The sequence below is a fragment of the Cupriavidus sp. 2KB_3 genome (genome assembly GCF_052115685.1).
Lineage (GTDB): Bacteria > Pseudomonadota > Gammaproteobacteria > Burkholderiales > Burkholderiaceae > Cupriavidus > Cupriavidus campinensis.
This window is the reverse complement of the sequence record NZ_JBFRHD010000009.1, coordinates 1-21,639: the sequence shown is the minus strand read 5'-3', so window position 1 is coordinate 21,639 and position 21,639 is coordinate 1. Positions and strand designations below refer to the sequence as shown.

The window sequence follows — 21,639 nt, the reverse complement described above, 5'->3', positions numbered from 1 at the left end:
TTGGCAGAATCGTGGCTGACGCCGCCCCCTCTATATAGAACCATCTCGATATGACCGATTCGTCCGCGCCCGGTAATCCTTCCTCCACCGCCGTCATCGTCCTTGGCGCCGGCATCGTGGGCGTCTCCACCGCGCTGGCCTTGCAGCAGCGCGGCCATGCGGTCTGTCTGGTCGATCGGCAGGCGCCGGGCCGGGCCACGTCCTACGGCAATTGCGGCATCCTCCAGCGCGAGGCGGTGCGGCCCTACGCCTTCCCCCGCAACTGGCAGGCGCTGCTGCGCGTGGCCACGGGGCAGGGCAACGACGTGCACTACCACCTGCGCGCGCTGCCGGCACTGGTGCCGGCGCTGGCGCGCTACTGGCACGCGTCGGCGCCCGCACGCTATGCCGGCACGGTGGCGGCCTACAGCGCGCTGATCCGCCATTGCCTCGATGAACACGCGCCGTGGATCGCCCGTGCCGGGGCGCAGGACCTCGTGCGCCACGATGGCTGGCTGGAGGCGTACCGCAGCGAAGCCGAATTCGATGCCGCCGCCCGCGACGCCACGGCTGTGGCCGCCGACCATGCGCTCGATCACGCCCTGCTGGACCGCGCGGCGCTGCACCAGGCCGAGCCTGCCCTGCGCGACGTGCTGGCCGGCGCCATCCATTGGCGCGACCCGTGGACCGTGAGCGATCCCGGCGAACTGGTCGCCCGCTATGCGGCGCTGTTCGAGCGGCAGGGCGGCACCTTCTGCCACGGCGACGCCGCCACGCTGCGCGCCAGCGGATCGGGCTGGCAGGTATCCACCGCGGACGGCAAGGTCGAGGCCGCGCAGGCCGTGATCGCGCTGGGGCCGTGGGCGGCGGACCTGACCACGCGGCTGGGCTATCGGCTGCCGCTGTTCGTCAAGCGCGGCTATCACCGCCACTATGCGGCCGAGGCGATGCCGTCCAAGCCCGTGCTGGACGCCGAGAACGGCGTGCTGCTGGTGCCGATGCGGCAGGGCCTGCGCGTGACCACGGGCGCGGAGTTTGCCCATCGCGACGCGCCGCCCACGCCGGTCCAGTCCGGCCGGGCCGAGCAGATCGCCGCGCAGATGGTGCGGCTGGGCGCCCCCGTGGAGGCGCAGCCGTGGATGGGCGCCCGCCCGTGCATCGCCGACATGCTGCCCGTGGTGGGCCGGGCGCCGCGCCACCCCGGGCTCTGGTTCCATTTCGGGCATGGCCACCAGGGGCTGACGCTCGGGCCAGCCACGGCGCGGCTGCTGGCCGAGCTGTTCGACGGGGACGCGACGTATGTGGATGCCGCGCCGTACGATCCGCGCCGGTTTGGAGGCTAGGCGCTAGGCGCTAGGTGCTAGGTGCTTAGGTGCTTAGGTGCTTAGGTGCTTAGGTGCTTAGGTGCTTAGGCGGCCGGGCGTTCGCGCCGCGTCCGGGCGGCTGACGCCGCGCCGCCGTCGGTTCGCCGCGTGGGGCTGTTGCGCCGGGTGGCGCCGGTGGTAACCTCCCAGCGTTCCCGATCCGCCCCCGGCCCCTGGCCCCCACCCCCCACCCCACCGTGCGCCATCCTGATCCGCAGATGTGGCGGTCCGCCGCCGACCAACGCGCCTATGAGGACGCCCGCCGCAACGTGCGCGCGCTGCGTGGCTTCTATATCCACCTGACGCTCTACGTGGTGGTCAACACCATCCTCGTGCTCTGGAACGTGTTCGGCGCCTCGCACCGGCCCTGGTCCGGCGGGCCGCTGCTGGGCTGGGGACTGGGGCTGACCGCCCATGGCGTGCTGGTCTGGAGCCGCGTGGGCCTGCTCGGGCGCCGCTGGGAGGAGCGCAAGATCGCCGAGTACATGGCGCGCGAGCAGGTGCGCACGCTCTCCACCGAGAAGCAGCTGGTGGAGGCGCAGATGCGGCTGCTGCAGGCCCAGATCGAGCCGCATTTCCTGTTCAATACGCTGGCCAACGTGGTGAGCCTGATCGAACCGGCGCCGCACAAGGCCACGCTGATGCTCGAACACTTCATCGCCTACCTGCGCGCGTCGCTGGCCGCGAGCCGGGCCACGCAGGGCACGGTGGCGCAGGAGGCCACGCTGCTGCGCGACTACCTCGCCCTGATCGAGATCCGCATGGGCGAGCGGCTCCAGTATCGGATCGACGTGGACCCGGCGCTGAACGAGGTGCCGCTGGCGCCGATGCTGCTCCAGCCGGTGGTGGAGAATGCGATCCGGCACGGGCTGGAGCCGAAGATCGAGGGCGGGCACCTGACCGTGCGGCTGACGCGGCGCGGCGGGCGCATGCTGGCCTCGATCGAGGATGACGGCATGGGCTTCCGTCCATCGGCCAGCGCCGGCGTGGGGCTCTCCAACCTGCGCGACCGGCTGGCCGTGCTCTACGACGGCGAGGCGCAGGTGCGCATCGTGGAGCGCTCGCCCGGCACGGCCGTCCACATCGACATTCCGCTGTCCGCCCCCTTCCGAAACGGAGAGACCCCATGACCCGGACGCCCACCGCGCTGATCGCCGATGACGAGGAACACCTGCGCACGCACCTGCGCGGCAAGCTGGAGCGGCTGTGGCCCGAGTTGCGCATCGTGGGAGAGGCGGCCAATGGCGTGGAGGCCGCGCAGGCCATCGCGCAACTGGCGCCGGCGGTGGCCTTTCTCGATATCAAGATGCCGGGGCTGTCCGGGCTGGAGGTGGCGCAGGGTATCGAGACCGACACGCGGGTGGTCTTCGTCACCGCCTTCGACCAGTACGCGCTGGACGCCTTCGAGCGCGAGGCCGTGGACTATCTCGTCAAGCCGGTGACGGACGAGCGCCTGGCGCGGTCCGTGGAGCGGCTGCGCAAGGCCTTCCAGGAGGCGGCGCCCCTGCCGGAGCTGGCGCAACTGCTGAGCCAGCTCACGCGCGGCCCGGGCCGCCCGGAGGCCGGCACGGCACCGCTGCGCTGGGTGCGGGCAAGCCGGGGCAACACCACCAGCCACGTGCCGATCCAGGACGTGCTGTACTTCCAGGCCGACGACAAATACGTGGTGGTGCATACGCGCGACGGCGAGCACCTGATCCGCACGCCGCTGGCCGAGCTGATGGAGGGGCTCGACCCGGACACCTTCTGGCAGGTGCATCGCTCGACCATCGTCAATATGGAATACGTGGCCGGCACGCGACGGGACGACGCCGGGCGGCTGTTCGTGCGGCTGCAGAATCGGGAACCTCAGGGGGAAACCAAAAGCGAGACCGAACTGCCGGTCTCGCGCGCCTACGTGCACCGCTTCCGCCAGATGTAGCGGGGGCTTAGTCGCGGTTCATGAACTGCTCGATCTTGCGGGATTCCCAGTCGCGGCCGCGCTGCGAGACGCGCCACCAGACCAGCAGGCCATGGATCGCCAGCCCGAGCCCCCAGGCCAGCGTGGTGGTGAGCGGCCACGGCCAGCCGGCCTCCACCGAACGGTGCGCCCAGCTGGGCGACGGCATGAACAGGAAGCGGAACCAGAGCCATCCGTTCACGGCCAGGTAGATCAGCAGGTGAAGATACCAGCCACGCAGCGCCCGAACCATGCGGTGGGCGCGCCAGTACGCCATGGCGTTCTCGTCGGCGGGGTTGGCGGGGCGGTGCATCGCGTCGTGTCGCATCGGAAACCTCATCGGTGGGGTGGATGAGGACAAATTACGCCGCCGACGGCCGGCATGCCAGGGCGAGGCGCCGAATCGACGGTTCCGCTTCGCGAACGACCGGAGCGGGGCGCCAGTGACAGGGCGCGTTGCAAGGGAATTGAAAGCTTATACGGGGTTAACGCGTGACTATCGCGGCGATTAGACACCTTAGCTGGAATAGTCTGTTGCCCATCCTGTCCATTGCATTGCAGCAATCACCACCTAATCTTCGTGTGACAGTTCTTTCGGTTACAACAAGGAGGTACCGCCATGAACCTGACGCTCGAAGCCATTCTGCCCGCCCAACGTGAAACCGGCGCGGCCGTGGGGGACTCGGTCACTGCCATTCAACACCAGGACATCGTTGTCGCGTTCTCCGCGCTGATGGCTTCGCAGCAAGTGGCGGTGCTGCACATGCTCTATCCGCGCACCGATGCGCGCACGCACCGCAGCCTCGGCCACCTGGTCAACGCGCTGCACGGCCACGGCCTGCACCGCGTGGCGGAGCTGGTGGATCAGGAAGCGCACTACCTCGTCTTCAAGGACCCGACCGAAGCCTGGCGCGCCATGCACGAGATTCGCCATGACTCGCTGGCCATCGGCGTGCACCTGTACTACAAGGGCAAGACCGGCGACGCCGCCGAGGCGGCGCTGGACCTCGACGCCCATCGCGTGCACTGACCGCGTGGAAGCCCCGGGGGCTTACTGCGGGGCTTCCACGCGGCAGGTCATCGCCGGCTTGCCCGGTAGCGCAAGCTGGGCCTCGGGGCCCTTGTCCCACAACATCGCCTCGCCGGCGTCGGTCGTGGCCGCATAGCGGGCCCCCGACGCCGCGCGCGTCTGCGGCAGCAGCAGCTTCTTGTCCAGCCAGGTCAGGTAGGCGTAGCCGGGCTCGGTCTGGACGAAGGTGCCCAGGATCAGCGCGTCGGCGCCCGGGCAGCGCAGCGAGAATGGCCCCCGGCTGATGCCCTTGTCGTCCTGCGTGCGCGCGCCGGCGTAGTTCTGGCGCAGCACGTGAATCCGGTCGATGTATTCGGCGGTGGTGCAGACGCGCGCGTCGGTGGCCTTCCAGCAGTCGTTGCGGCCCTTGATCCAGCCGCGCTGCTCGGCCAGCAGTGTCTTCTTGCGGCCCGTGCTCATCGAGCGCGCATCGAGCGCCAGCCCGTACAGGCGCGTCGTTTCCTTGTCGAGCCGCGCCAGTGTGTCGTCCTTGCAGATCATCTGCTCGACCTGGCCTTCGGCCCGCTTGCAGTCGAAGCTGGGGCTGGCGGCGTGCCCCGCGCCCGTCAGCGCGCCGAGCATGGCACATTGCGCGGTGACAGACAGGATGCGGCGTGGAAGCATGGCCAGACCTCCTCCGGGCGTGGTCAGCCCGCGTTGCGTTCCAGGACGACGAAGTGCTTGCGCACGGGCTCGATCACTTCAAATACCCCTTCGAAACCGGCCGGGATCACACAGGCATCCCCGGGGCCGAACTCGCGCGCCACGCCGGCATGGTCGATGATCCGCAGCCGGCCGCTGATGACGTGGAAGAACTCCTCCTTGCCAGCCGGAAACGCAATGCGCCAGGCGCCAGGCTCGCATGCCCAGATCCCGCAGTCGAAATCCCCCGCCGTGGCGCTGTAGTGCGTCCACGTGGTGCGGGCCGGATTGCCCTCGACAAGACGATCCGGCCGGGGCCGGTCGTGCGTGGGTGCAGGCTCGGCGCGGAAATCGGTGAGAGCGGGCAGGGCGGGGTGGGAGTCTGACACGGTGACGGATGGATGGCGGATGAATACAAGCCGCAAGTGTAGCGCGGCCCGTTGGCGTCACACGTGGGCAAGCGAACGGTGGCATGCGGGTGCATAAGGCACCACACGTGCGTCGTCCGCATGTGTGTCAAGCGCCATACGGGCCTGCGGGGGATGGGCAACAGTAATAAAACGTAATAAAAAATTTCCAAGCGTGTGGAAACGACTTTCCCTCGGCCACTTCATCGGAATTGGCAGAAATTGATGGAATTTTGTCCTGTGTAGCGTGAAGAAGCCCAGGCGGATGCCTCTGCATGCTCATTACGTATGCGAAATGATTCGCATTTGTACTTTTATTTACACACTCATACAATCGCGCCCCGTAGGCAGCACTACTCATAACAGGCAGTTCACGGGGAAGAAGCAGATGAGCAAGTATTCGGAGGTATTCCGTCCTAACGTACTGGTGACCGCGCTGGCCGGCCCGATGGCCCTGATGGCCATGCAGGGCGCCGCCGCCCAGGAAGCCGCACCGGCCACGCTGGCCGCCGCGCCGCCCGCCGCGTCCCGTCCCGTCCAGCAATTGCAGGATGTGACGGTCAAGGCAGTTCGCGAGGACGGCTACAAGGTCGATCAGGCAGAATCGCCGAAATTCACTGCGCCACTGCTCGATACTCCGAAGTCCGTCACCATCGTGCCGGCGGAAGTGATCCAGCAATCGGGCTCGGTGACGTTGCAGGACGCCCTGCGCACCACCCCCGGCATCACCTTTGGCGCGGGCGAGGGCGGCAATCCGCTTGGCGACCGCCCGTTCATCCGCGGCTTCGACTCCGGCGCCAGCATCTTCGTGGACGGCGCGCGCGACGCGGGCTCGCAAACGCGCGACACCTTCAACATCGAGAACATCGAGGTCATCAAGGGCCCCAGCTCGGCCTACGGTGGCAAGGGCTCGGTGGGCGGCATGATCAACATCGTGTCGAAGCTGCCGACCAAGGAAAACTTCGTGCAGGGCTCGGTCGGCGTCGGCACCGATGCCTACAAGCGTGCCACGGTCGATGGCAACTACGTCCTCAATGACAACACCGGCCTGCGCCTGAACGCCATGGCGATGGACGCCAACACGCCGGGCCGCGAAGCCGTGGGCGGCCATTCGTGGGGTTTCGCGCCGTCGGTCACGTTCGGCCTGAACAGCCCGACCAAGGTCACGCTGTCCTACTACCATCTGCAGGGCCGCGACATGCCGGACTACAGCATCCCGTATGCGCGTCCGTCGGCAACCGCCACCAAGGCCAACCCGGTGGGACCGGCCAACGTGGACCGCAACAACTTCTACGGGCTGACCAGCCGCGACTTCCGCGAGACGCAGACCGACATCGCCACGGCCATCGTCCAGCACGAATTCAGCGAGAAGCTGACCTTCCGCAACACCACGCGCTGGGGCCGCAGCAGCAACGATTACATCGTCACGAACCCTGACGACAGCCGCGGCAACGTGCCGAACGGCTTTGTGTACCGGAGTAGTAAAAACCGTGATTCTTCGACGGACACGCTGATCAACCAGACCGATTTCATCGCCAAGTTCGACACTGGCCGTCTCAAGCACTCGATGCTGTTCGGCTTCGAGTTCAGCCGCGACGACACGGACAACACGCCGTACAACGTGGTGCCGGGCGCCACGGGCGCCACGGGCACCACGTGCAACACCGCGCTGCTCAACAGCGGCGACTGCACGAGCCTGTACAACCCGAACCCCGGCGCGGTCTGGACCGGCCGCGTCGGCAAGATGGGCTACACGCAGACCACCAAGACCGACACGCGCGCGGTGTACCTGTTCGATACCGTCGAACTCACCAGGCAGTGGCTTATCAACGGCGGCGTGCGCTACGACAGCTACCGCACCACCTCGGCCACGCCGGCGTACACCAACCCGAACACGAACGCGGCCGTGGCGGCGGTGAACCTGGCCAACAATTCGAGCTTCTTCAACTATCAGGCCGGCATCGTCTACAAGCCGGTGGACATCGGCAGCATCTACCTGTCGTACGGCACGGCGTCCACTCCGCCGGGCACCTCCAACGGCGACGGCTCGGACAACCTGTCGGCGCAGGTCCAGAACCTGGACCCGGAGCGCAGCCGCGCCTGGGAACTCGGCACCAAGTGGGACCTGCTCGGCAAGCGGCTGTCGCTGACCGGCGCCATCTTCCAGATCGAGAAGAACAACGCCCGCGTGGCGGTAGACGCGAACACCACGGCCAACGTCGGCAAGCAGGAAGTGCGCGGCTTCGAGCTGGGCTTCGCGGGCAGCGTGACGGACAAGTGGAACCTGTTCGGCGGCTACACCTACCTGGACAGCGAGCTGAAGGACAACGGCCCGCAGAGCGCCAACGCGGCCAACAACGGCAACCAGTTCCCGAATACGCCCAAGAACAGCTTCAGCCTGTGGAGCACGTACCAGGTGCTGCCGGCGCTGACGGTGGGCGGCGGCGCCTACTATGTGAGCAAGGTGTACGGCAATCCGGCCAACTCGACCTATGTGCCGGCGTACTGGCGCTTCGACGCCATGGCGGCGTACCGTGTCAACAAGAATCTGACCCTGCAACTCAATATTCAGAACTTGTTTGACAAGACCTACTACACCAAGGCATTCACGACCCACTACGCCGCACTGGCGCCGGGACGCTTTGGTATGCTGACGGCGAACTTCCGCTTCTAAGCCGACTACCCCCGGCGGTAACGCCGGGGGGCATACCATCATGATGTTGCAGATTCCGGACGTATTGTCCAAAGACCAGGTGGCACGTTGCCGCGCGCTGATGGACGCGGCTGACTGGGCCGATGGCAACCAGACCTCTGGTTATCAGTCCGCGCTGGCCAAGCGCAACCTCCAGTTGCCCGAAGGGTCGCCGGTGGCGCGCGAGGTGGGCAACCTGATCCAGGACGCGCTGGCCAACAGCGCGCTGTTCTTCTCGGCGGCGCTGCCCCTGAAGGTCTATCCGCCGCTGTTCAACCGCTACGAAGGCGGGCACACGTTCGGCAATCATGTCGACAACGCCATTCGCTTCCTGCGCGGCACAGATTTCCGCATCCGCAGCGACCTCTCGGCCACGCTGTTCCTGACCGAGCCCGAGGACTACGACGGCGGGGAACTCGTGGTGGAAGACACCTACGGCCAGCAGCGCGTGAAACTGCCGGCCGGCCACATGGTCCTCTACCCGGCCACGAGCGTGCATCACGTCACCCCGGTCACGCGCGGCGCGCGGGTGTCGTCATTCTTCTGGATCCAGAGCATGGTCCGCGATGACGGCGAGCGGGCGATGCTGTTCGAGCTGGACCACCGCCTGCGCCAGGTCACCGCCACGCTTGGCAACGAACACGACGCCGTGATCGGCCTCACCGGCCTCTATCACAACCTGCTGCGCCGCTGGGCCGACGCCTGAGTGGCCCGGCCGCGATGGCGCTTCATTTCCACAAAAAAGCGGCCGCACAAAGAAATACCCCGACGCGCGGGATCGTCGGGGTAGTAAGAGTTGCCAAGTCGTTTGGGGTCGTGTCGAGTGACCCTGGGGCAAGTGTGACCTGCGACGCTACGCCCGCCAATAACTCAGCTGAGTTATTGCAGGAAACGAAGGCAGAGTCGGCAGATTCCACTGCTGCGCTGCGAGATTCTGAACAAAAGAACGAAATTCCATGATGTGCAGGGAAAGGCGCCGCCAGCCCCCGTGCGCGCTTGGCATCACGCGTTAGGGTGAGGCGGCGCCCCTACCCATTGGCGTCGCGCCGGCCGGCCTCGCTGTGCGTTGCGGGATGGTGGGGATATTGCACCAGCAGCGCGCTCACCACGCCATTGGTCCAGCCGAAGCCATCCTGCAGCGGATACTCGCCGCCCCCGCCGCCCTGGGCGCCATCGCTGCGCGGCCCGAGCCGGTATTTCTCGACCAGCTTGTACTCGTGGGTGTAGAGGCTGGCCACCGTGGCCAGCCAGCGCTGCGCGATCTCGTCGGCCAGCGCCTTGCAGCCGTAGTGCCGCAACCCGTGGATGGCGATCCACTGCAACGGGGCCCAGCCATTGGGCTGGTCCCACTGCTGGCCGGAGTTGCGCTCGGTCGTGGCCAGGCCCCCCGCCTCAAGCAGCCGGGCGCGCGCCACTTCGGCCACCTGCGCGGCCTGCGCCGGTGTGGCCAGCCGCAGGTAGAGCGGCATCAGCGTCGCTGCCGTCAGCAGGTCGCGCCGCTTGCCGCGCTGCCAGTCGAAATCGAAGAATGCGCCGGTGTCTTCGTCCCACATGCTGGCGAAGATGGCGTGGCGCCGCCGGTGGGCGGCTTCCGTGTATCGCCTGGCGGAATCGTGGTCGCCGCTTGCCCTGCACAGCGTGGCCAGCCGGATCTCGGCATGCCAGAGCAGGGCGTTGAGGTCGATGGGCAGGATGCAGGTGGTGCGGATGGTGGCGAGCTCGCTGGCCGGCGCCTGCGAATACCCGGCTGTTGGATCGGGTTGGGCATCGCACCAGCGCGAACTGAAATCCCAGCCCGATTCGGCCGCCGCGCGCAGGTCGCGGAACACGATATGGTGGGGCCGGCCGCTGCGCCGCGCCGTTTCCACGTCCTCAAGGTAGGCCTCCTCGCGCGGATGGGCGCGGTCGTCCCAGTAGCGGTTCAGCACCGCGCCATCGGGCAGCCGCACCACGCGCCGATAGGCCCCGCCAGGCCGCAGGTGCTCCGCGCCGTCCATCCAGAATGCATACTCGCGCTTCAGTTGCGGCAGGTAGGCGCACGCATCGGCGACGTGGCCTTCGAACAGCGTGGTCATCAGCGAGAACACGGGCGGCTGCGAGCGGGTGAGGTAATACGTGCGCGTACCGTTGGGCACCAGTCCATAGGTGTCGATCAGGTAGGCGAAGTTGTCCGCCATGGCGCGCAGCAGGTCATGCCGGCCGCTGGCCGCCAGCCCGAGCATCGTGAAATACGAGTCCCAGTAATAGAGTTCGCGGAAGCGCCCGCCCGGCACCACGTAGGGGCGCGGCAGCGGCAGCAGCGAGCAGAGCGACGGATGCTCGGCGGGCTCGCGCGTCAGCACCGGCCACAGACCGTCGATATGGTCGCGCAGGGAGTGGTCGGGGTTGGAGACATAGTGCTCGTCCGGAATCGTCTCGCGCGCGAAATGCGCCTGCACGAATGCCTCGAGTGAGAAATCCGCCGCCTCGCGTTGCGCGCGATAGTGCTCCAGGATGATTTCGGGCGCCACCAGTGGCACGCAATCGGGAAATGTCTTGCTGTCAGCGAACAGGCCGCTGGCCTGCACGTCGACGAACAGCTCGGCGTAGCGCTCGGCCGGCGACACCGCATCGGCCGCCGCGCAGCCATGGAGCGTGCGCGGACCGGGGCAGGGCAGGTGGGTGACCGTGGGCGCCAGCGCGTGGCAATGCGCGGGGCGCGGGGTGTCGGCGCAGCTGGCCTGCCGGGCGGCAGCAGCATCGGCCGCCGCCGGGCGGGTGTGGGCGACGACGTGCGGCACGGCATGGGGCACCGCTTGGGGCCCCGCTTGGGCCGCCGGCCCGGGCGTGGCGCCGTCTCGCGCCGTCCTGCCTTGCAGTCGCATGGCCATGCCTCCCAGGGGATTGTTTCACGGTGAGAGTCGGGGGGATTGGGCAAAGTTCAAACCGACCGGTCTTCGGCACCCGCAATGCGGGGAATACGTTTGCGGGGCTTCTGCGCAGCCTGCCACAAGTCATAGGTCGTCTGCATGCCGCTCCACATCTCGCGGCTCGCGCCCAGCGCCTCCTCCAGCCGGATCGAGATATCAGGCGTAATGGCCGCATGGCCATTCACGATGCGCGACAGCGTGGCGCGCGTCACCCCGATATGGCGGGCAAAAGCGGAGATGGTCATGGAGTCCAGGCCGTCCAGCCATTCGGCGAGCACCGAGCCCGGGTGAGGAGGATTGTGCATTCGAGTCATGCGTTGTCTCGCGGTCCTTAGTGATAGTCCTGATAGTTGACGACGATCGCGTCGTCACCATCGAACCGGAACGTCAGTCGCCAGCAGTGATCGACGCGTACCGACCAATGATCAACCAGCGTTCCGCTAAGTCGATGCAACCGCCAGCCAGGCAATCCGAGGTCTTGATCATGTCAGTGTTGGCTCAAAGTGTATAGCCTCGCTATACACCACGCAGGGCTTGCTGAAAGCCGGACGATGGTCGTTTTCGCGTCTTCGCAGGGCTGGCGCGCGCAACGATTTCCCGTTGTCCGGGAGAATCGCTTCGATAGGGCTGGCGGATGCGAGTTCTCGCCCCCGAGCCCATTTGGCCTAACGCGCGCGGATCTGTTACGAAGGGTGCAAATCCTGATGCAGTCCGTTGTGCAGCGGCGACAAACTAGCCTGCAACACCCCTCTCACCGCCCCGCCGCAATCCCCCTGATCCCTGCCACGAACGCCTCCGCCACGGGTTCCAACGTGCGGTCGCTGCGGCGGAGCAGGCCGATGGGTTCTTCTGTGCCCTGGGTGTCCACGGGCAGGAGCACCATGTCGCCGGCGGCCACGGCGCGGCGGGCGGCGGAGAGGGGCGCGGCCCAGACGGTGTCGCTCTGCTGCGTGAGCAGGCGGCCCAGGTAGGCGTCGGCGGTTTCCACGCAGCCTTCGGGCAGGGTGTGGCCGTGGCGTGCCAGCAGGCTTTCGGTGCTGTGGCGCGGGATCGAGCCGACTGCCGGAATCACCAGCGGCCACGCCAGCACCTCGCGCATGGTGGGGCGCGCGTTGTCCGCCAGCGGATGGCCCGCGCGCACGGCCAGCACCAGCGGCTCCGGGCCCAGCGATTCGAACCAGAGGCCCTCCATGGCAGCGGGGTCGTCCATGCGGCCGATGACGAGGTCGAGCACGTCGGCCTTGAGCAGGTCGATCAGCGTGCGGTTCATGCCGGTCTGCACGGCCAGCGCCACCTCGGGGTGCGCGGCGCGGAATTGCGAGACGGCGTCGAGCAGCAGTGCCGGCACGATGCTCGGCAGCGCGCCCAGCCGGATGCGCTCGTGGCGCGGGGCATCGGCGCCGGCCAGGCTGTCCGCCGCCGCGTCCACGTCCTCGATGATGCGCAGCGCATGGCGCAGGAAGCGCATGCCGGCCGCGGTCAGGTCCGTGCCCGCGCGCTGGCGCACCAGCAGCCGGGCGCCGACCAGTTCCTCGAGTTCGGTCAGCGTCTTGGACACCGCCGGCTGGGTCAGGCCCAGCCGCGCGCCGGCCCGGCCCAGGTGCTGGGTCTGCGCCACGGTGACAAAGCAGTGCAGGTGCCGCAGCCGGATGCGGTTGCGGAACAGATCGGGCGACGGGCCAGCGGCATCCATAAATAAAATTCATCTAAATTACGCTAAAACTCAATTTACATGACTTATGACGTTGCATAAAGTCTAAGCCTCGCCTTACACACCCAAACGGAGACAGCGCGATGCCCCCACGCCCCGGTCCCTACCGTCGCCCGTACTGGGACACCCAGCCCCCGTACCGCTTCGACCCCTACGCGTCCACCCAGCTGCGCGCGCCGTCCCAGCCGCTGATCGCGCTGCCACAATCGCTGTCCGAGCTGACCGGCCCGACTTTCGGCCCGGAGTTCGTCCGCGAAGGCGACAACGACCTGACCGCCGGCCATGGCGGCGAGCCGATTGGCGAGCGGATTCTCGTGACGGGCCGCGTGCTCGACGAGAACGGCCGCCCAGTGCCGCATGCGCTGATCGAGATCTGGCAGGCCAATGCCGCCGGCCGCTACGTGCACAAGCGCGACCAGCACGACGCGCCGCTCGACCCCAATTTCACGGGCGATGGCCGCACCCTTACGGATGCGCAGGGCCGCTACCAGTTCAAGACCATCAAGCCCGGTGCCTACCCGTGGCGCAATCATCACAATGCGTGGCGTCCGCAGCACATTCACTTCTCGCTGTTCGGCAATGCCTACGCCACGCGTCTGGTCACGCAGATGTATTTCCCCGGCGATCCGCTGCTCGCGTACGACCCCATCTTCAACTGCGTGCCCGATGCCAAGGCACGCGACCGCCTGATCGCCACGTTCGACTGGGCCACCACCTCGCCCGAATACGCGCTCGGCTACCAATTCGATATCGTGCTGCGTGGCCGTGATGCCACGCCGATGGAGTAAGGCCATGCTCTACGCTACCGCCTCCCAAACCGTTGGGCCGTACCTCCGTATCGGCCTTGCCGCGCTGGACTGCGCCGACCTGACCGCCGATGCCCCCGACCTGGCCGGGCAGCGCATCGTGATCGAGGGCCGCGTCATCGATGGCCGCGGCGAGCCCGTGCCGGACGGCATGGTCGAGATCTGGCAGGCCAATCCTGCCGGCCGCTATCGGCATGAGGAAGACACCGGCGACGCCCCGCTGGTGCCCGGCTTCACCGGCTTTGGCCGCGTGCCGACCGGCCCGGACGGCGATTTCCGCTTCGTCACGGTCAAGCCCGGCCCGGTGCCGGACCTCGCCGGCGGCCTGCAGGCGCCGCACATCATGGTGTCCGTGTTCATGCGCGGGCTGGTCAAGCACGTGGCCACGCGGTTGTACTTCGGCGATGAAGCCGCCGCCAACGCTGCCGACAGCGTGCTCGGCCTGGTGCCGCCCGCGCGCCAAGCCACGCTGGTTGCCGAGGCCACGGCCCCCGGCACCTACCGCTGGAACGTGGTGCTGCAGGGCGCGGACGAAACCGTGTTCTTCGATATCTGATCCCGGCACGCCTCGCCCTCCGCGAGGCGTTTTGCCGCACAATCGGAGCATTCCCACCGGTCCGCCCCCGCCGACGATGCCCTCTATTTCCCGCCTGACCGATCCGATGTTCGGCAGCCCCGCCGTGCTCGCGATCTTCTCCGATACCGGCACGGTGCAGCGCATGCTCGATGCCGAGGCGGCCCTCGCGCGCGCCGAGGCGCACTGCGGCGTGATTCCCGCGCAGGCCGCTGCCGTCATCACCGAAGTCTGCGCCGATGCGGGCGTGATTGACCTCGACGCCCTCGCGCAGGCCGCCGTGGCCGGCGGCAACCTCGCCATCCCGTTCGTGAAGCAGCTGACCGCCGCTGTGGCGCGGCGCGATGCCGAGGCTGGCCGCTACGTCCATTGGGGCGCCACCAGCCAGGACATCATCGATACCGGCGCCGTGCTGCAACTGGCCGACGCCCTGCAGGCCATCGACACCGACCTGCTGCGCCTGGGCGATGCCTGCGCGACGCTGGCCGCCGCTCACCGCGCCACGCCGATGGTGGCGCGTACCTGGCTGCAGCACGCGCTGCCCACCACGTTCGGCCTGAAGGCCGGCGGCTGGCTCGATGCGCTGCGCCGCGACGTGACCCGCCTGCGCCAGGCCGCCGATCAGGCGCGCGTGCTGCAATTCGGCGGCGCCGCCGGCACGCTGGCGAGCCTGGGCGACAAGGCGCTCGCCGTGGCCGCGCAGTTCGCCCGCGAGCTGGGCCTGGACCTGCCCGCGCTGCCCTGGCACGCCCACCGTGACCGGCTGGTGGCAGTGGCGACGGCGCTGGGCATGCTCACCGGCACGCTCGGCAAGATGGCGCGCGATCTGTCCCTGATGATGCAGACCGAAGTGGGCGAGGTGGCCGAGCCATCGGGCCCTGGCCGGGGCGGCTCCAGCACGATGCCGCATAAGCGCAACCCGGTGGGCTGCGCGGCCGTGCTGACCGTGGCTGTGCGCGTGCCGCCGCTGGTGGCGACGATGCTCGCCGGCATGGTGCAGGAGCACGAGCGCGCGCTGGGCGGCTGGCAGGCCGAGTGGGACACGCTGCCGCAGATCGTCACCCTTGCCGCCGGCGCGCTGCGCCAGTTGGGCGATGTGGCGGTGGGCCTGGAGGTGGATGCCGCTCGCATGCGCGCCAATCTCGACCTGACCCACGGCCTGATCCTGGGCGAGGCCGCGATGCTGGCGCTCGGTGGCCGCATTGGCCGGCTGGACGCGCACCACGTGGTGGAAGCCGCTTCGCGCCGCGCGGTGGAGCAGGGCGTGACGCTGCGCGTGGCGCTGGCCGCCACGATCGCCGCCAACCCCGCCGCCAACCCGGCCGCCAACCCGGCGCACGCCGGGCTGCTGGACGATGCCGAACTGGACCGCCTCAGCGATCCGGCGCACTACGCCGGGCAGGCCGCCGCCTTCGCCGATGCCGCCGTGGCCGCCTGGCAGGCCCTGCGCGCCGTCTGATCCCCATACCGAAAAGGAGACCACGTTGCCTTATCTCGACCACGCCGGCGCCCGGCTGTTCTATACCGTCGATGGCCCGGACACCGCGCCCGCCATCGTCTTTTCCAACTCTCTGGGCACCGATCACACAATGTGGCAGCCGCAGGCCGCCGCGCTGGCCGGCCGCTTCCGCGTGGTGCGCTACGACGTGCGCGGCCATGGCCGCTCCACCGCGCCCGAAGGTGCCATCACGCTGGACGTGCTGGGCCGTGACGTGGTGGCCATCCTCGACGCCCTGCAGATCGATCAGGCCGTGTTCTGCGGTTTGTCGATGGGCGGCCTCACCGGCATGTGGCTGGGCGCGCATGCGCCCGAGCGCTTCAGCCGCATCGTGCTGGCCAACACGGCGGCCAAGATCGGCACGGCGGACGCCTGGAACAGCCGCATCGACACCGTGCTGCGCGACGGCATGGCGCCGCTGACCGATGCCTCGCTGCAACGCTGGTTCACGCCGGGCTTCCTGGCCACGGCCGGCCATGCGCTCGATGACCTGCGCGCGGTGCTCGCCGGCCTCGATCCGCGTGGCTACGCCGGCAGTTGCGGCGCCGTGCGCGACGCGGACCTGCGCGAGGCCGTGAAGACCATCCCCGTGCCGGTGCTGGTGATTGCGGGCAGCGACGACCCCTCGACCACGGCGGCGCAGGGCCGCGAACTCGCCGCGGCCATCCCCGGGGCGATCTACGTTGAACTGCACGCCGCGCACCTGTCCAACCGCGAGCAGCCGGGCCGCTTCACCGCCGCGCTGCTCGACTTCATCCTCGGCCGCCGCCCGGTGACCGACGATGCCGCGCGCTACGAGGCAGGCCTCGCGGTGCGCCGCGACGTGCTGGGCAGCGCCCACGTGGATCGGTCGCTGCAGCGGATCTCGCCGCTGAACGAGGAATTCCAGAACCTGATTACGCGCTACGCCTGGGGCGAGATCTGGACGCGCGAGGGCCTGCCGCGTCATACGCGCAGCCTGATCACGATTGCGATGATGGTGGCGCTGAACCGCTCGGAGGAGTTGAAGCTCCATCTGCGCGCCGCCGCCAACAACGGCGTCACGCGCGACGAAATCAAGGAAGTGCTGTTGCAGACCGCGATATATTGCGGCGTACCGGCGGCGAATTCGGCGTTCCACATGGCCGAGGAGGTTTTCGCCGACGTTGACCGGTAGTCCCACACCATAAAAACCAGATCGGGAGACAGGCCATGGGTCAGCAGGGCAACGGCATGCCGCGCGCCACACGCGTGGCGATCATCGGGGCGGGGCCGGCCGGGCTTCTGCTCGGGCAACTGCTTACGGTGGCCGGCATCGACAACGTCATCATCGAGCAGCGCAGCGCCGACCACGTGCTGGGGCGCATCCGCGCCGGCATCCTCGAATCGGTGACCGTAGATGCGCTCGCGCGCGCCGGCGTGGACCAGCGGCTGCGCGCGGAAGGGCTGCGACACCATGGCATCGAGCTGTCGTACCAGGGCGCGCGCCACCGCATCGACTTCCACGCGCTGATTGGGCGCGACGTCACCGTGTATGGCCAGACTGAAGTCACGCGGGACCTGATGGCGGCGCGCGCGGCATCCGGCATGCCTATCGTCTACGAGGCCACCGAGGTCTCGCTGCACGACTTCGACACGGACCGCCCCCGGGTGGCCTTTCGCCACGCCGGCAGCGCGCACGAACTGGCCTGCGATGTTATCGCCGGGTGCGACGGCTTCCATGGCGTGAGCCGGGCCAGCGTGCCGGAGGCATCGAAACGAATATTCGAGCGGGTCTATCCGTTCGGCTGGCTCGGCGTGCTGTCCGAGACGCCGCCGGTGGCGGACGAACTGATCTACGCCAGCCACGAACGCGGGTTTGCGCTGTGCAGCATGCGCTCGAAGACGCGCAGCCGTTACTACGTGCAGGTGCCGGCCACGGAGCGCGCGGAGGCCTGGTCGGACGCACGCTTCTGGGACGAATTGCGCGCCAGACTCGACCCCGCCGCCGCGCAGGCGCTGGTCACCGGCCCGAGCATCGAGAAAAGCATCGCACCGCTGCGCAGCTTCGTCTGCGAGCCAATGCGCTTCGGGCGCCTGTTCCTGGCGGGCGACGCCGCGCATATCGTGCCGCCCACCGGCGCCAAGGGGCTGAACCTGGCCGCCAGCGACGTGCTGTACCTCGCCGACGGGCTGATCGCCCAGTACCAGCACGGCGATCCGGCCGAACTCGACGCTTATTCCGCGAAATGCCTGCGGCGCGTGTGGAAGGCGGAGCGGTTCTCGTGGTGGATGACGGCGCTGCTGCACCGCTTCCCCGATGCCGACGCGTTTGCGCACCGCATCCAGCAGGCCGAACTCGACTATCTGGTGGGCTCCGAAGCCGCCTGCCGGGCGCTGGCCGAGAACTACGTTGGGCTGCCAGCGTAGGACGCTTGCCGAGGCGCAAGTCGTCTACCCGCCGACAGCGGGCGGCGCGCATGCCACGGGACAATGCCGAGATCGTTCCCTCCGGAGGTCCGCCATGAAGCGTTTCGTGCTCGGGCTTGCTGCCCTCGCTGCCCTTACCACCGCCGCGCTGGTTCCCGCCCGCGCCGAGCCGGCCGCGCCGCTGGCGCCCATCGCCTCGCTCGACGTGGCCCGCTACATGGGCACGTGGTACGAAATCGCCAAGTATCCGAACCGCTTCCAGCGCCAGTGCGCCGGCCACACCACGGCGCAGTACGCCGCGCGGTCCGATGGGCGGGTCGACGTGGTGAATCGCTGCCGCAAGGCGGACGGAGGCAGCGACGAGGCAACCGGCGTGGCCCGCCCGGTGGGCGAGGCCGGCACACCGAAGCTGGAGGTACGGTTCGCCCCGGCGTGGTTGTCGTTCATCCCGTGGGTGTGGGGCGACTACTGGGTCATCGACCTCGACCCCGGCTACACGCTGGCCGCCGTCAGCGAGCCGAGCCGCGAGTACCTCTGGATTCTCTCCCGCACGCCCACGGTGGAGTCCGGCGCCTATCAGGCGCTGCTGCGCCGGCTGGAGGCGAAGGGCTTCGACATCACGCGGCTCCAGGCGACCCCGCAGGACTGATGTCGTGATGTCGTGTTATCCATATTCATGGAGTATGGATATGCCATCAGACATATATTTTACGTAGCACCGACCCGGTGATACCGTCTCGCTCCAGCATGCCGGCACAAGTACCCGCGTGCGCTTGGAGGAGACCACAACATGACATCCGGATCGAACATCCGGCGGCGCCTGGCGCTGCTGGCGGCCGCCTGCGCGGCCACCGCATTGATGGCCGCGTGCGGCGGGGGCGACGACGCCCCGACGGCGTCGGGCGGGGCACCCGGCACCGGCGCCCCCGGTACCCCCGGCACCGATACGCCTGACATGCCCACCCAGCCGGCGCTGAGCGCGCTGGAGGCCTGCAACGCGCTGAACGGTGCCAGCCTGCCGGCCTCGGCGCTGACGCTGGCCTCGGGCGGCGCCACGGTCACGGCGGCTACGCTGATTGCCGCTGACGCCACCGGCAACACGCTCGGCGAGTACTGCCAGGTGCGCGGCACCATCGCCCCCGTGGACGCTGCCGCGTCCAACATCAACTTCGCGGTGAACCTGCCGACGCAATGGAACGGCAAGGGCATCCAGTTCGGCGGCGGCGGCTTCGACGGCACGCTGATCGACGGCACCGAGACCGTGCGCTTCGCGCTGCCGGCCGACCCGGCGCCGCTGGCACGCGGCTACGCCGCCTGGGGCGACGATTCCGGCCACCAGAGCACCAGCATCACCGATGGCCGCTTTGCCACCAACGACGAGCAGCTGGCCAACTACGGTGGCGACACGCTCAAGAAGACCCACGACGTGGCCCTGGCGATGATCCGCCAGCGCTATGGCCGCGCACCCACGCGGGCGTACTTCCTCGGCACCTCCACGGGCGGGCGCGACGCGCTGAGCTACATCCAGCGCTGGCCGGCCGACTACGACGGTGTCATCGCCAACGAGCCGGCGCTCAACTACACCGGCACGCGCCTCTCCAATGTGGCCGTGGGCCGCGCGCTCTACCTGAACGGCGGCGCCGGCTGGCTCAACATCAACAAGACGCTGATGGTGCAGGCCGCCGCCATGACCGCCTGCGACACGCTGGACGGCGTGGCCGACAAGGTGGTCAGCAATGTCGAGGGCTGCCGCCTTGGCGCGATGCAGGTGCTGGCCAACCTGCGCTGCCCCGGCGGCACGGACACGGGCGACACCTGCCTCTCGGACGCGCAGATCGCCACCGTCAAGACCATCGAGCAGCCGCTCCAGTTGAGCTATCCGTTGGCCAACGGCGTGACCGTGGCCGGCGGCTACAACATCCTGGAAGGCGCGCTGGTGGCGGGGCCGTTCACCACGCGTGACCTCGGCACGCGGCCGGTGCCCGGCAATCCGGCCACCACGGCGGACGCGAACATGTACCTCACCGGCGACCAGTGGGTGAAGTACTTCGTCACCCGCGCCGCCACGTTCGACGCGCTGACCTTCGACCCGGCCAGCCCGGGTAGCTGGACCTTGCGCGTGCAGACCGTCTCGGCGCTGACCGATGCCACCAATCCGGACCTGTCCGCGTTCCTGGCCACGGGTGGCCGGCTGATCCTGCTGCACGGGCTGGCCGATGAAGTCATCAGCCCCAATTCGACCATCGCCTGGTACAAGGCCGTGATCGCGCGGGTAGGGCAGGCGGCGGTGGACCAGGGCATCACGTTCTACACGGTGCCCGGCATGGGCCACGGCACGGGCAGCTTCCTGCCGGCGTGGAACTCCCTGACTGCGCTTGAGAACTGGGTGGAGATGGGCGTGGCGCCGGGCCAGCGTACGGTGATGGACACCAACGCCGGCACCTATGGCCGCACGCGGCCGCTGTGCCAGTACCCGGCGTGGCCGAAGTACAAGGGCTCGGGCAGCCAGGATGCGGCCATCAACTACACCTGCGAGGGCGCGTCCGGCATCGTGCAGTCCTGCCTGAACCTGCCGGCTGTGGCCACCACGTGGAAGGGCGGCAACACCAACGGCGAGGAGCTGTCGGTGCGCGTGGACCCGGCCACGCTCCAGTACACCGTGACGATCGATGCCAGCTTGCAGCGGACCGCCGGCGTTACGCGCACCGGCCAGCTCGTCTCGCAGGGCGGCTGCACCCATGCCAGCGACGAGAACGGCGCCAACTTCACCTTCACCGGCGGCGGGGTGCTGGCCGGTGGGGTGGCGCCGGTCTCGGGCGCTGGCTTCCTGCCACTGGTGGCGTTCCAGACCGTGTCATCGGACTTCAAGGCCGTGGCCGACATCTACAACGTCAACGGCGTGCAGACGGCGGTGGCGGGCGGCGCGGTGACACTGCGCACCGGCTCGGCACGGCTGCGTTCGTCGGCGGCCACGTGGCAGACCTGCTCGGCAACGGCGGGCGGCGGTTTCATGGTCTATGACGCGGCCTGCGCCAACACCACCAAGGGCTACATCGTCTGGAACCCGGCGCGCAACGCGTTCGACTACTACGTGGGCGGCACCATCGCTGCCGGGGACGGCGTGCTGAGCGGGTCGCTGATCAGCGGCATCGTCAACGGCAAGCCGGTGCCGGTGGTCCTGACGCGCTCGGCCACGGCCTATGGGATGAACGTCTACGCCTCGCAGCCCACCGCGCCGCTGACGGCGGGCGCAGCCGATGGCCGGTACCGCATGATGGGCACCGATGGTAGCCAGGTCAGCGCCGACCTTAACGCCACGGCCATCGTGCGCGACGGCGCCTCGGGTGTGCTGACCTACAACCAGCCGGTGGCAGGCGTGCTCGATGCCTCGGGCGGGGTGGTGGCGTCGTACCTGTCGAACGGGGGCCTGCTGATCGGTACGTCGGCGGGACGCTTCGAGCTGGGGTTGCTGAATTGATGTGATGCGGTGATGAGGAAAGAAGCGGGCCTTGATGAACTGACCCCCTAAAGTTGGACGGGTAAGTTAGGCCGCGGCCAAGGGCTGGGTCCTGTATTGCACAGGACTCAGCCCTTTTAGCTTGAGCTTGATGCGGTCGTGATTGTAGTACCGGATGTATTCGGCTATGCCACGACGCAACTG

General features: G+C 68.4%; 21 protein-coding genes. 13 read left to right on the top strand and 8 right to left on the bottom strand.

Annotation, left to right across the window (positions count from 1 at the left end; all coding sequences use genetic code 11):
* Positions 1-50: 50 nt before the first annotated feature.
* The 3 genes from AB4120_RS11540 to AB4120_RS11530 all read left to right on the top strand — a co-directional run bounded on the left by AB4120_RS11540 (position 51) and on the right by AB4120_RS11530 (position 3,264).
* Positions 51-1,322: an NAD(P)/FAD-dependent oxidoreductase gene (locus AB4120_RS11540; protein WP_149138952.1), complete on the top strand. Its 1,272-nt coding sequence runs from the start codon at positions 51-53 to the stop codon at positions 1,320-1,322.
* A 239-nt stretch (positions 1,323-1,561) separates the two neighbouring features.
* Positions 1,562-2,473, top strand: coding sequence for a sensor histidine kinase (locus AB4120_RS11535; RefSeq protein ID WP_149138953.1), 912 nt, complete (start codon positions 1,562-1,564; stop codon positions 2,471-2,473).
* Positions 2,470-3,264: a LytR/AlgR family response regulator transcription factor gene (locus tag AB4120_RS11530; RefSeq protein ID WP_149138954.1), complete on the top strand. Its 795-nt coding sequence runs from the start codon at positions 2,470-2,472 to the stop codon at positions 3,262-3,264. The genes AB4120_RS11535 and AB4120_RS11530 overlap by 4 nt, the downstream gene beginning before the upstream one ends.
* Before the next feature lie 7 nt (positions 3,265-3,271).
* On the opposite strand, the gene AB4120_RS11525 is transcribed toward AB4120_RS11530, so the two are convergent.
* Positions 3,272-3,610 (bottom strand): 2TM domain-containing protein, encoded by a 339-nt coding sequence (locus AB4120_RS11525; RefSeq protein WP_149138955.1) that lies wholly within the window; start codon positions 3,608-3,610, stop codon positions 3,272-3,274.
* Positions 3,611-3,901: 291 nt separating this feature from the next.
* Between AB4120_RS11525 and AB4120_RS11520 the strand changes: the two genes are divergently transcribed.
* On the top strand, positions 3,902-4,312 hold the full coding sequence (locus AB4120_RS11520; RefSeq protein WP_144198406.1) for a hypothetical protein: 411 nt from the start codon (positions 3,902-3,904) through the stop codon (positions 4,310-4,312).
* Positions 4,313-4,333: 21 nt separating this feature from the next.
* Here AB4120_RS11520 and AB4120_RS11515 read toward each other — a convergent pair whose 3' ends face one another.
* Together AB4120_RS11515 and AB4120_RS11510 are read right to left on the bottom strand one after the other, a co-directional pair.
* A complete protein-coding gene (locus AB4120_RS11515) occupies positions 4,334-4,975 on the bottom strand; it encodes an MliC family protein (RefSeq protein ID WP_149138956.1) in 642 nt (213 codons plus the stop codon).
* Positions 4,976-4,998: 23 nt separating this feature from the next.
* Entirely contained in the window at positions 4,999-5,382 is a 384-nt protein-coding gene (locus AB4120_RS11510) for a cupin domain-containing protein (RefSeq protein WP_441642268.1), read from the bottom strand.
* A gap of 406 nt (positions 5,383-5,788) precedes the next feature.
* On the opposite strand from AB4120_RS11510, the gene AB4120_RS11505 reads away from it, so the two are divergent.
* Together AB4120_RS11505 and AB4120_RS11500 are read left to right on the top strand one after the other, a co-directional pair.
* On the top strand, positions 5,789-8,074 hold the full coding sequence (locus AB4120_RS11505) for a TonB-dependent receptor (protein WP_149138957.1): 2,286 nt from the start codon (positions 5,789-5,791) through the stop codon (positions 8,072-8,074).
* A 40-nt stretch (positions 8,075-8,114) separates the two neighbouring features.
* A complete protein-coding gene (locus tag AB4120_RS11500) occupies positions 8,115-8,798 on the top strand; it encodes a Fe2+-dependent dioxygenase (RefSeq protein ID WP_149138958.1) in 684 nt (227 codons plus the stop codon).
* A gap of 322 nt (positions 8,799-9,120) precedes the next feature.
* Here the strand turns inward: AB4120_RS11500 and treF are convergent, their stop codons facing one another.
* From treF to AB4120_RS11480, 4 genes are all read right to left on the bottom strand, one after another.
* Positions 9,121-10,872, bottom strand: a complete 1,752-nt coding sequence (gene treF, locus AB4120_RS11495) for an alpha,alpha-trehalase TreF (RefSeq protein WP_441642267.1) — start codon at positions 10,870-10,872, stop codon at positions 9,121-9,123.
* Between the two features lie 140 nt (positions 10,873-11,012).
* The gene (locus AB4120_RS11490; protein ID WP_144198401.1) at positions 11,013-11,315 is read right to left on the bottom strand and encodes a HigA family addiction module antitoxin; all 303 of its coding nucleotides are present in this window, start codon (positions 11,313-11,315) and stop codon (positions 11,013-11,015) included.
* A gap of 17 nt (positions 11,316-11,332) precedes the next feature.
* Positions 11,333-11,470 (bottom strand): type II toxin-antitoxin system RelE/ParE family toxin, encoded by a 138-nt coding sequence (locus tag AB4120_RS11485; protein ID WP_149138960.1) that lies wholly within the window; start codon positions 11,468-11,470, stop codon positions 11,333-11,335.
* Between the two features lie 282 nt (positions 11,471-11,752).
* The gene (locus AB4120_RS11480; RefSeq protein ID WP_149138961.1) at positions 11,753-12,694 is read right to left on the bottom strand and encodes a LysR substrate-binding domain-containing protein; all 942 of its coding nucleotides are present in this window, start codon (positions 12,692-12,694) and stop codon (positions 11,753-11,755) included.
* Between the two features lie 101 nt (positions 12,695-12,795).
* On the opposite strand from AB4120_RS11480, the gene pcaH reads away from it, so the two are divergent.
* The 7 genes from pcaH (at position 12,796) to AB4120_RS11445 (ending at position 21,456) form a co-directional block, all read left to right on the top strand.
* The gene (gene pcaH / locus AB4120_RS11475; RefSeq protein ID WP_149138962.1) at positions 12,796-13,500 is read left to right on the top strand and encodes a protocatechuate 3,4-dioxygenase subunit beta; all 705 of its coding nucleotides are present in this window, start codon (positions 12,796-12,798) and stop codon (positions 13,498-13,500) included.
* 4 nt (positions 13,501-13,504) lie between these two features.
* Entirely contained in the window at positions 13,505-14,074 is a 570-nt protein-coding gene (pcaG, locus tag AB4120_RS11470; protein WP_149138963.1) for a protocatechuate 3,4-dioxygenase subunit alpha, read from the top strand.
* Positions 14,075-14,150: 76 nt separating this feature from the next.
* On the top strand, positions 14,151-15,551 hold the full coding sequence (locus AB4120_RS11465; RefSeq protein ID WP_149138964.1) for a 3-carboxy-cis,cis-muconate cycloisomerase: 1,401 nt from the start codon (positions 14,151-14,153) through the stop codon (positions 15,549-15,551).
* Positions 15,552-15,576: 25 nt separating this feature from the next.
* Positions 15,577-16,746: a bifunctional 3-oxoadipate enol-lactonase/4-carboxymuconolactone decarboxylase PcaDC gene (gene pcaDC / locus AB4120_RS11460; RefSeq protein ID WP_149138965.1), complete on the top strand. Its 1,170-nt coding sequence runs from the start codon at positions 15,577-15,579 to the stop codon at positions 16,744-16,746.
* Between the two features lie 35 nt (positions 16,747-16,781).
* On the top strand, positions 16,782-17,978 hold the full coding sequence (gene pobA / locus AB4120_RS11455; protein WP_262389773.1) for a 4-hydroxybenzoate 3-monooxygenase: 1,197 nt from the start codon (positions 16,782-16,784) through the stop codon (positions 17,976-17,978).
* Positions 17,979-18,072: 94 nt separating this feature from the next.
* Positions 18,073-18,627 carry a lipocalin family protein gene (locus tag AB4120_RS11450; protein WP_149138966.1) on the top strand — a complete coding sequence of 185 codons (555 nt, stop codon included), beginning with the start codon at positions 18,073-18,075 and terminating at the stop codon, positions 18,625-18,627.
* Between the two features lie 141 nt (positions 18,628-18,768).
* Positions 18,769-21,456 (top strand): tannase/feruloyl esterase family alpha/beta hydrolase, encoded by a 2,688-nt coding sequence (locus tag AB4120_RS11445; RefSeq protein ID WP_441642266.1) that lies wholly within the window; start codon positions 18,769-18,771, stop codon positions 21,454-21,456.
* A gap of 66 nt (positions 21,457-21,522) precedes the next feature.
* On the opposite strand, the gene AB4120_RS11440 is transcribed toward AB4120_RS11445, so the two are convergent.
* A partial coding sequence (locus AB4120_RS11440; protein WP_441641843.1) for an IS3 family transposase occupies positions 21,523-21,639 on the bottom strand: 117 nt, incomplete at its 5' end.

Bases quoted from the DNA above. Each gene is read 5' to 3' on its own strand.
- AB4120_RS11515 (WP_149138956.1), bottom strand. From the start codon at position 4,975: ATGCTTCCACGCCGCATCCTGTCTGTCACCGCGCAATGTGCCATGCTC.
- AB4120_RS11500 (WP_149138958.1), top strand. From the start codon at position 8,115: ATGATGTTGCAGATTCCGGACGTATTGTCCAAAGACCAGGTGGCACGT.
- pobA (WP_262389773.1), top strand. From the start codon at position 16,782: ATGGGTCAGCAGGGCAACGGCATGCCGCGCGCCACACGCGTGGCGATC.
- AB4120_RS11520 (WP_144198406.1), top strand. From the start codon at position 3,902: ATGAACCTGACGCTCGAAGCCATTCTGCCCGCCCAACGTGAAACCGGC.
- AB4120_RS11505 (WP_149138957.1), top strand. From the start codon at position 5,789: ATGAGCAAGTATTCGGAGGTATTCCGTCCTAACGTACTGGTGACCGCG.
- AB4120_RS11445 (WP_441642266.1), top strand. From the start codon at position 18,769: ATGACATCCGGATCGAACATCCGGCGGCGCCTGGCGCTGCTGGCGGCC.
- AB4120_RS11450 (WP_149138966.1), top strand. From the start codon at position 18,073: ATGAAGCGTTTCGTGCTCGGGCTTGCTGCCCTCGCTGCCCTTACCACC.
- AB4120_RS11535 (WP_149138953.1), top strand. From the start codon at position 1,562: ATGTGGCGGTCCGCCGCCGACCAACGCGCCTATGAGGACGCCCGCCGC.
- AB4120_RS11525 (WP_149138955.1), bottom strand. From the start codon at position 3,610: ATGCGACACGACGCGATGCACCGCCCCGCCAACCCCGCCGACGAGAAC.
- AB4120_RS11490 (WP_144198401.1), bottom strand. From the start codon at position 11,315: ATGACTCGAATGCACAATCCTCCTCACCCGGGCTCGGTGCTCGCCGAA.
- AB4120_RS11480 (WP_149138961.1), bottom strand. From the start codon at position 12,694: ATGGATGCCGCTGGCCCGTCGCCCGATCTGTTCCGCAACCGCATCCGG.
- AB4120_RS11530 (WP_149138954.1), top strand. From the start codon at position 2,470: ATGACCCGGACGCCCACCGCGCTGATCGCCGATGACGAGGAACACCTG.
- AB4120_RS11540 (WP_149138952.1), top strand. From the start codon at position 51: ATGACCGATTCGTCCGCGCCCGGTAATCCTTCCTCCACCGCCGTCATC.
- pcaG (WP_149138963.1), top strand. From the start codon at position 13,505: ATGCTCTACGCTACCGCCTCCCAAACCGTTGGGCCGTACCTCCGTATC.
- AB4120_RS11465 (WP_149138964.1), top strand. From the start codon at position 14,151: ATGCCCTCTATTTCCCGCCTGACCGATCCGATGTTCGGCAGCCCCGCC.
- pcaH (WP_149138962.1), top strand. From the start codon at position 12,796: ATGCCCCCACGCCCCGGTCCCTACCGTCGCCCGTACTGGGACACCCAG.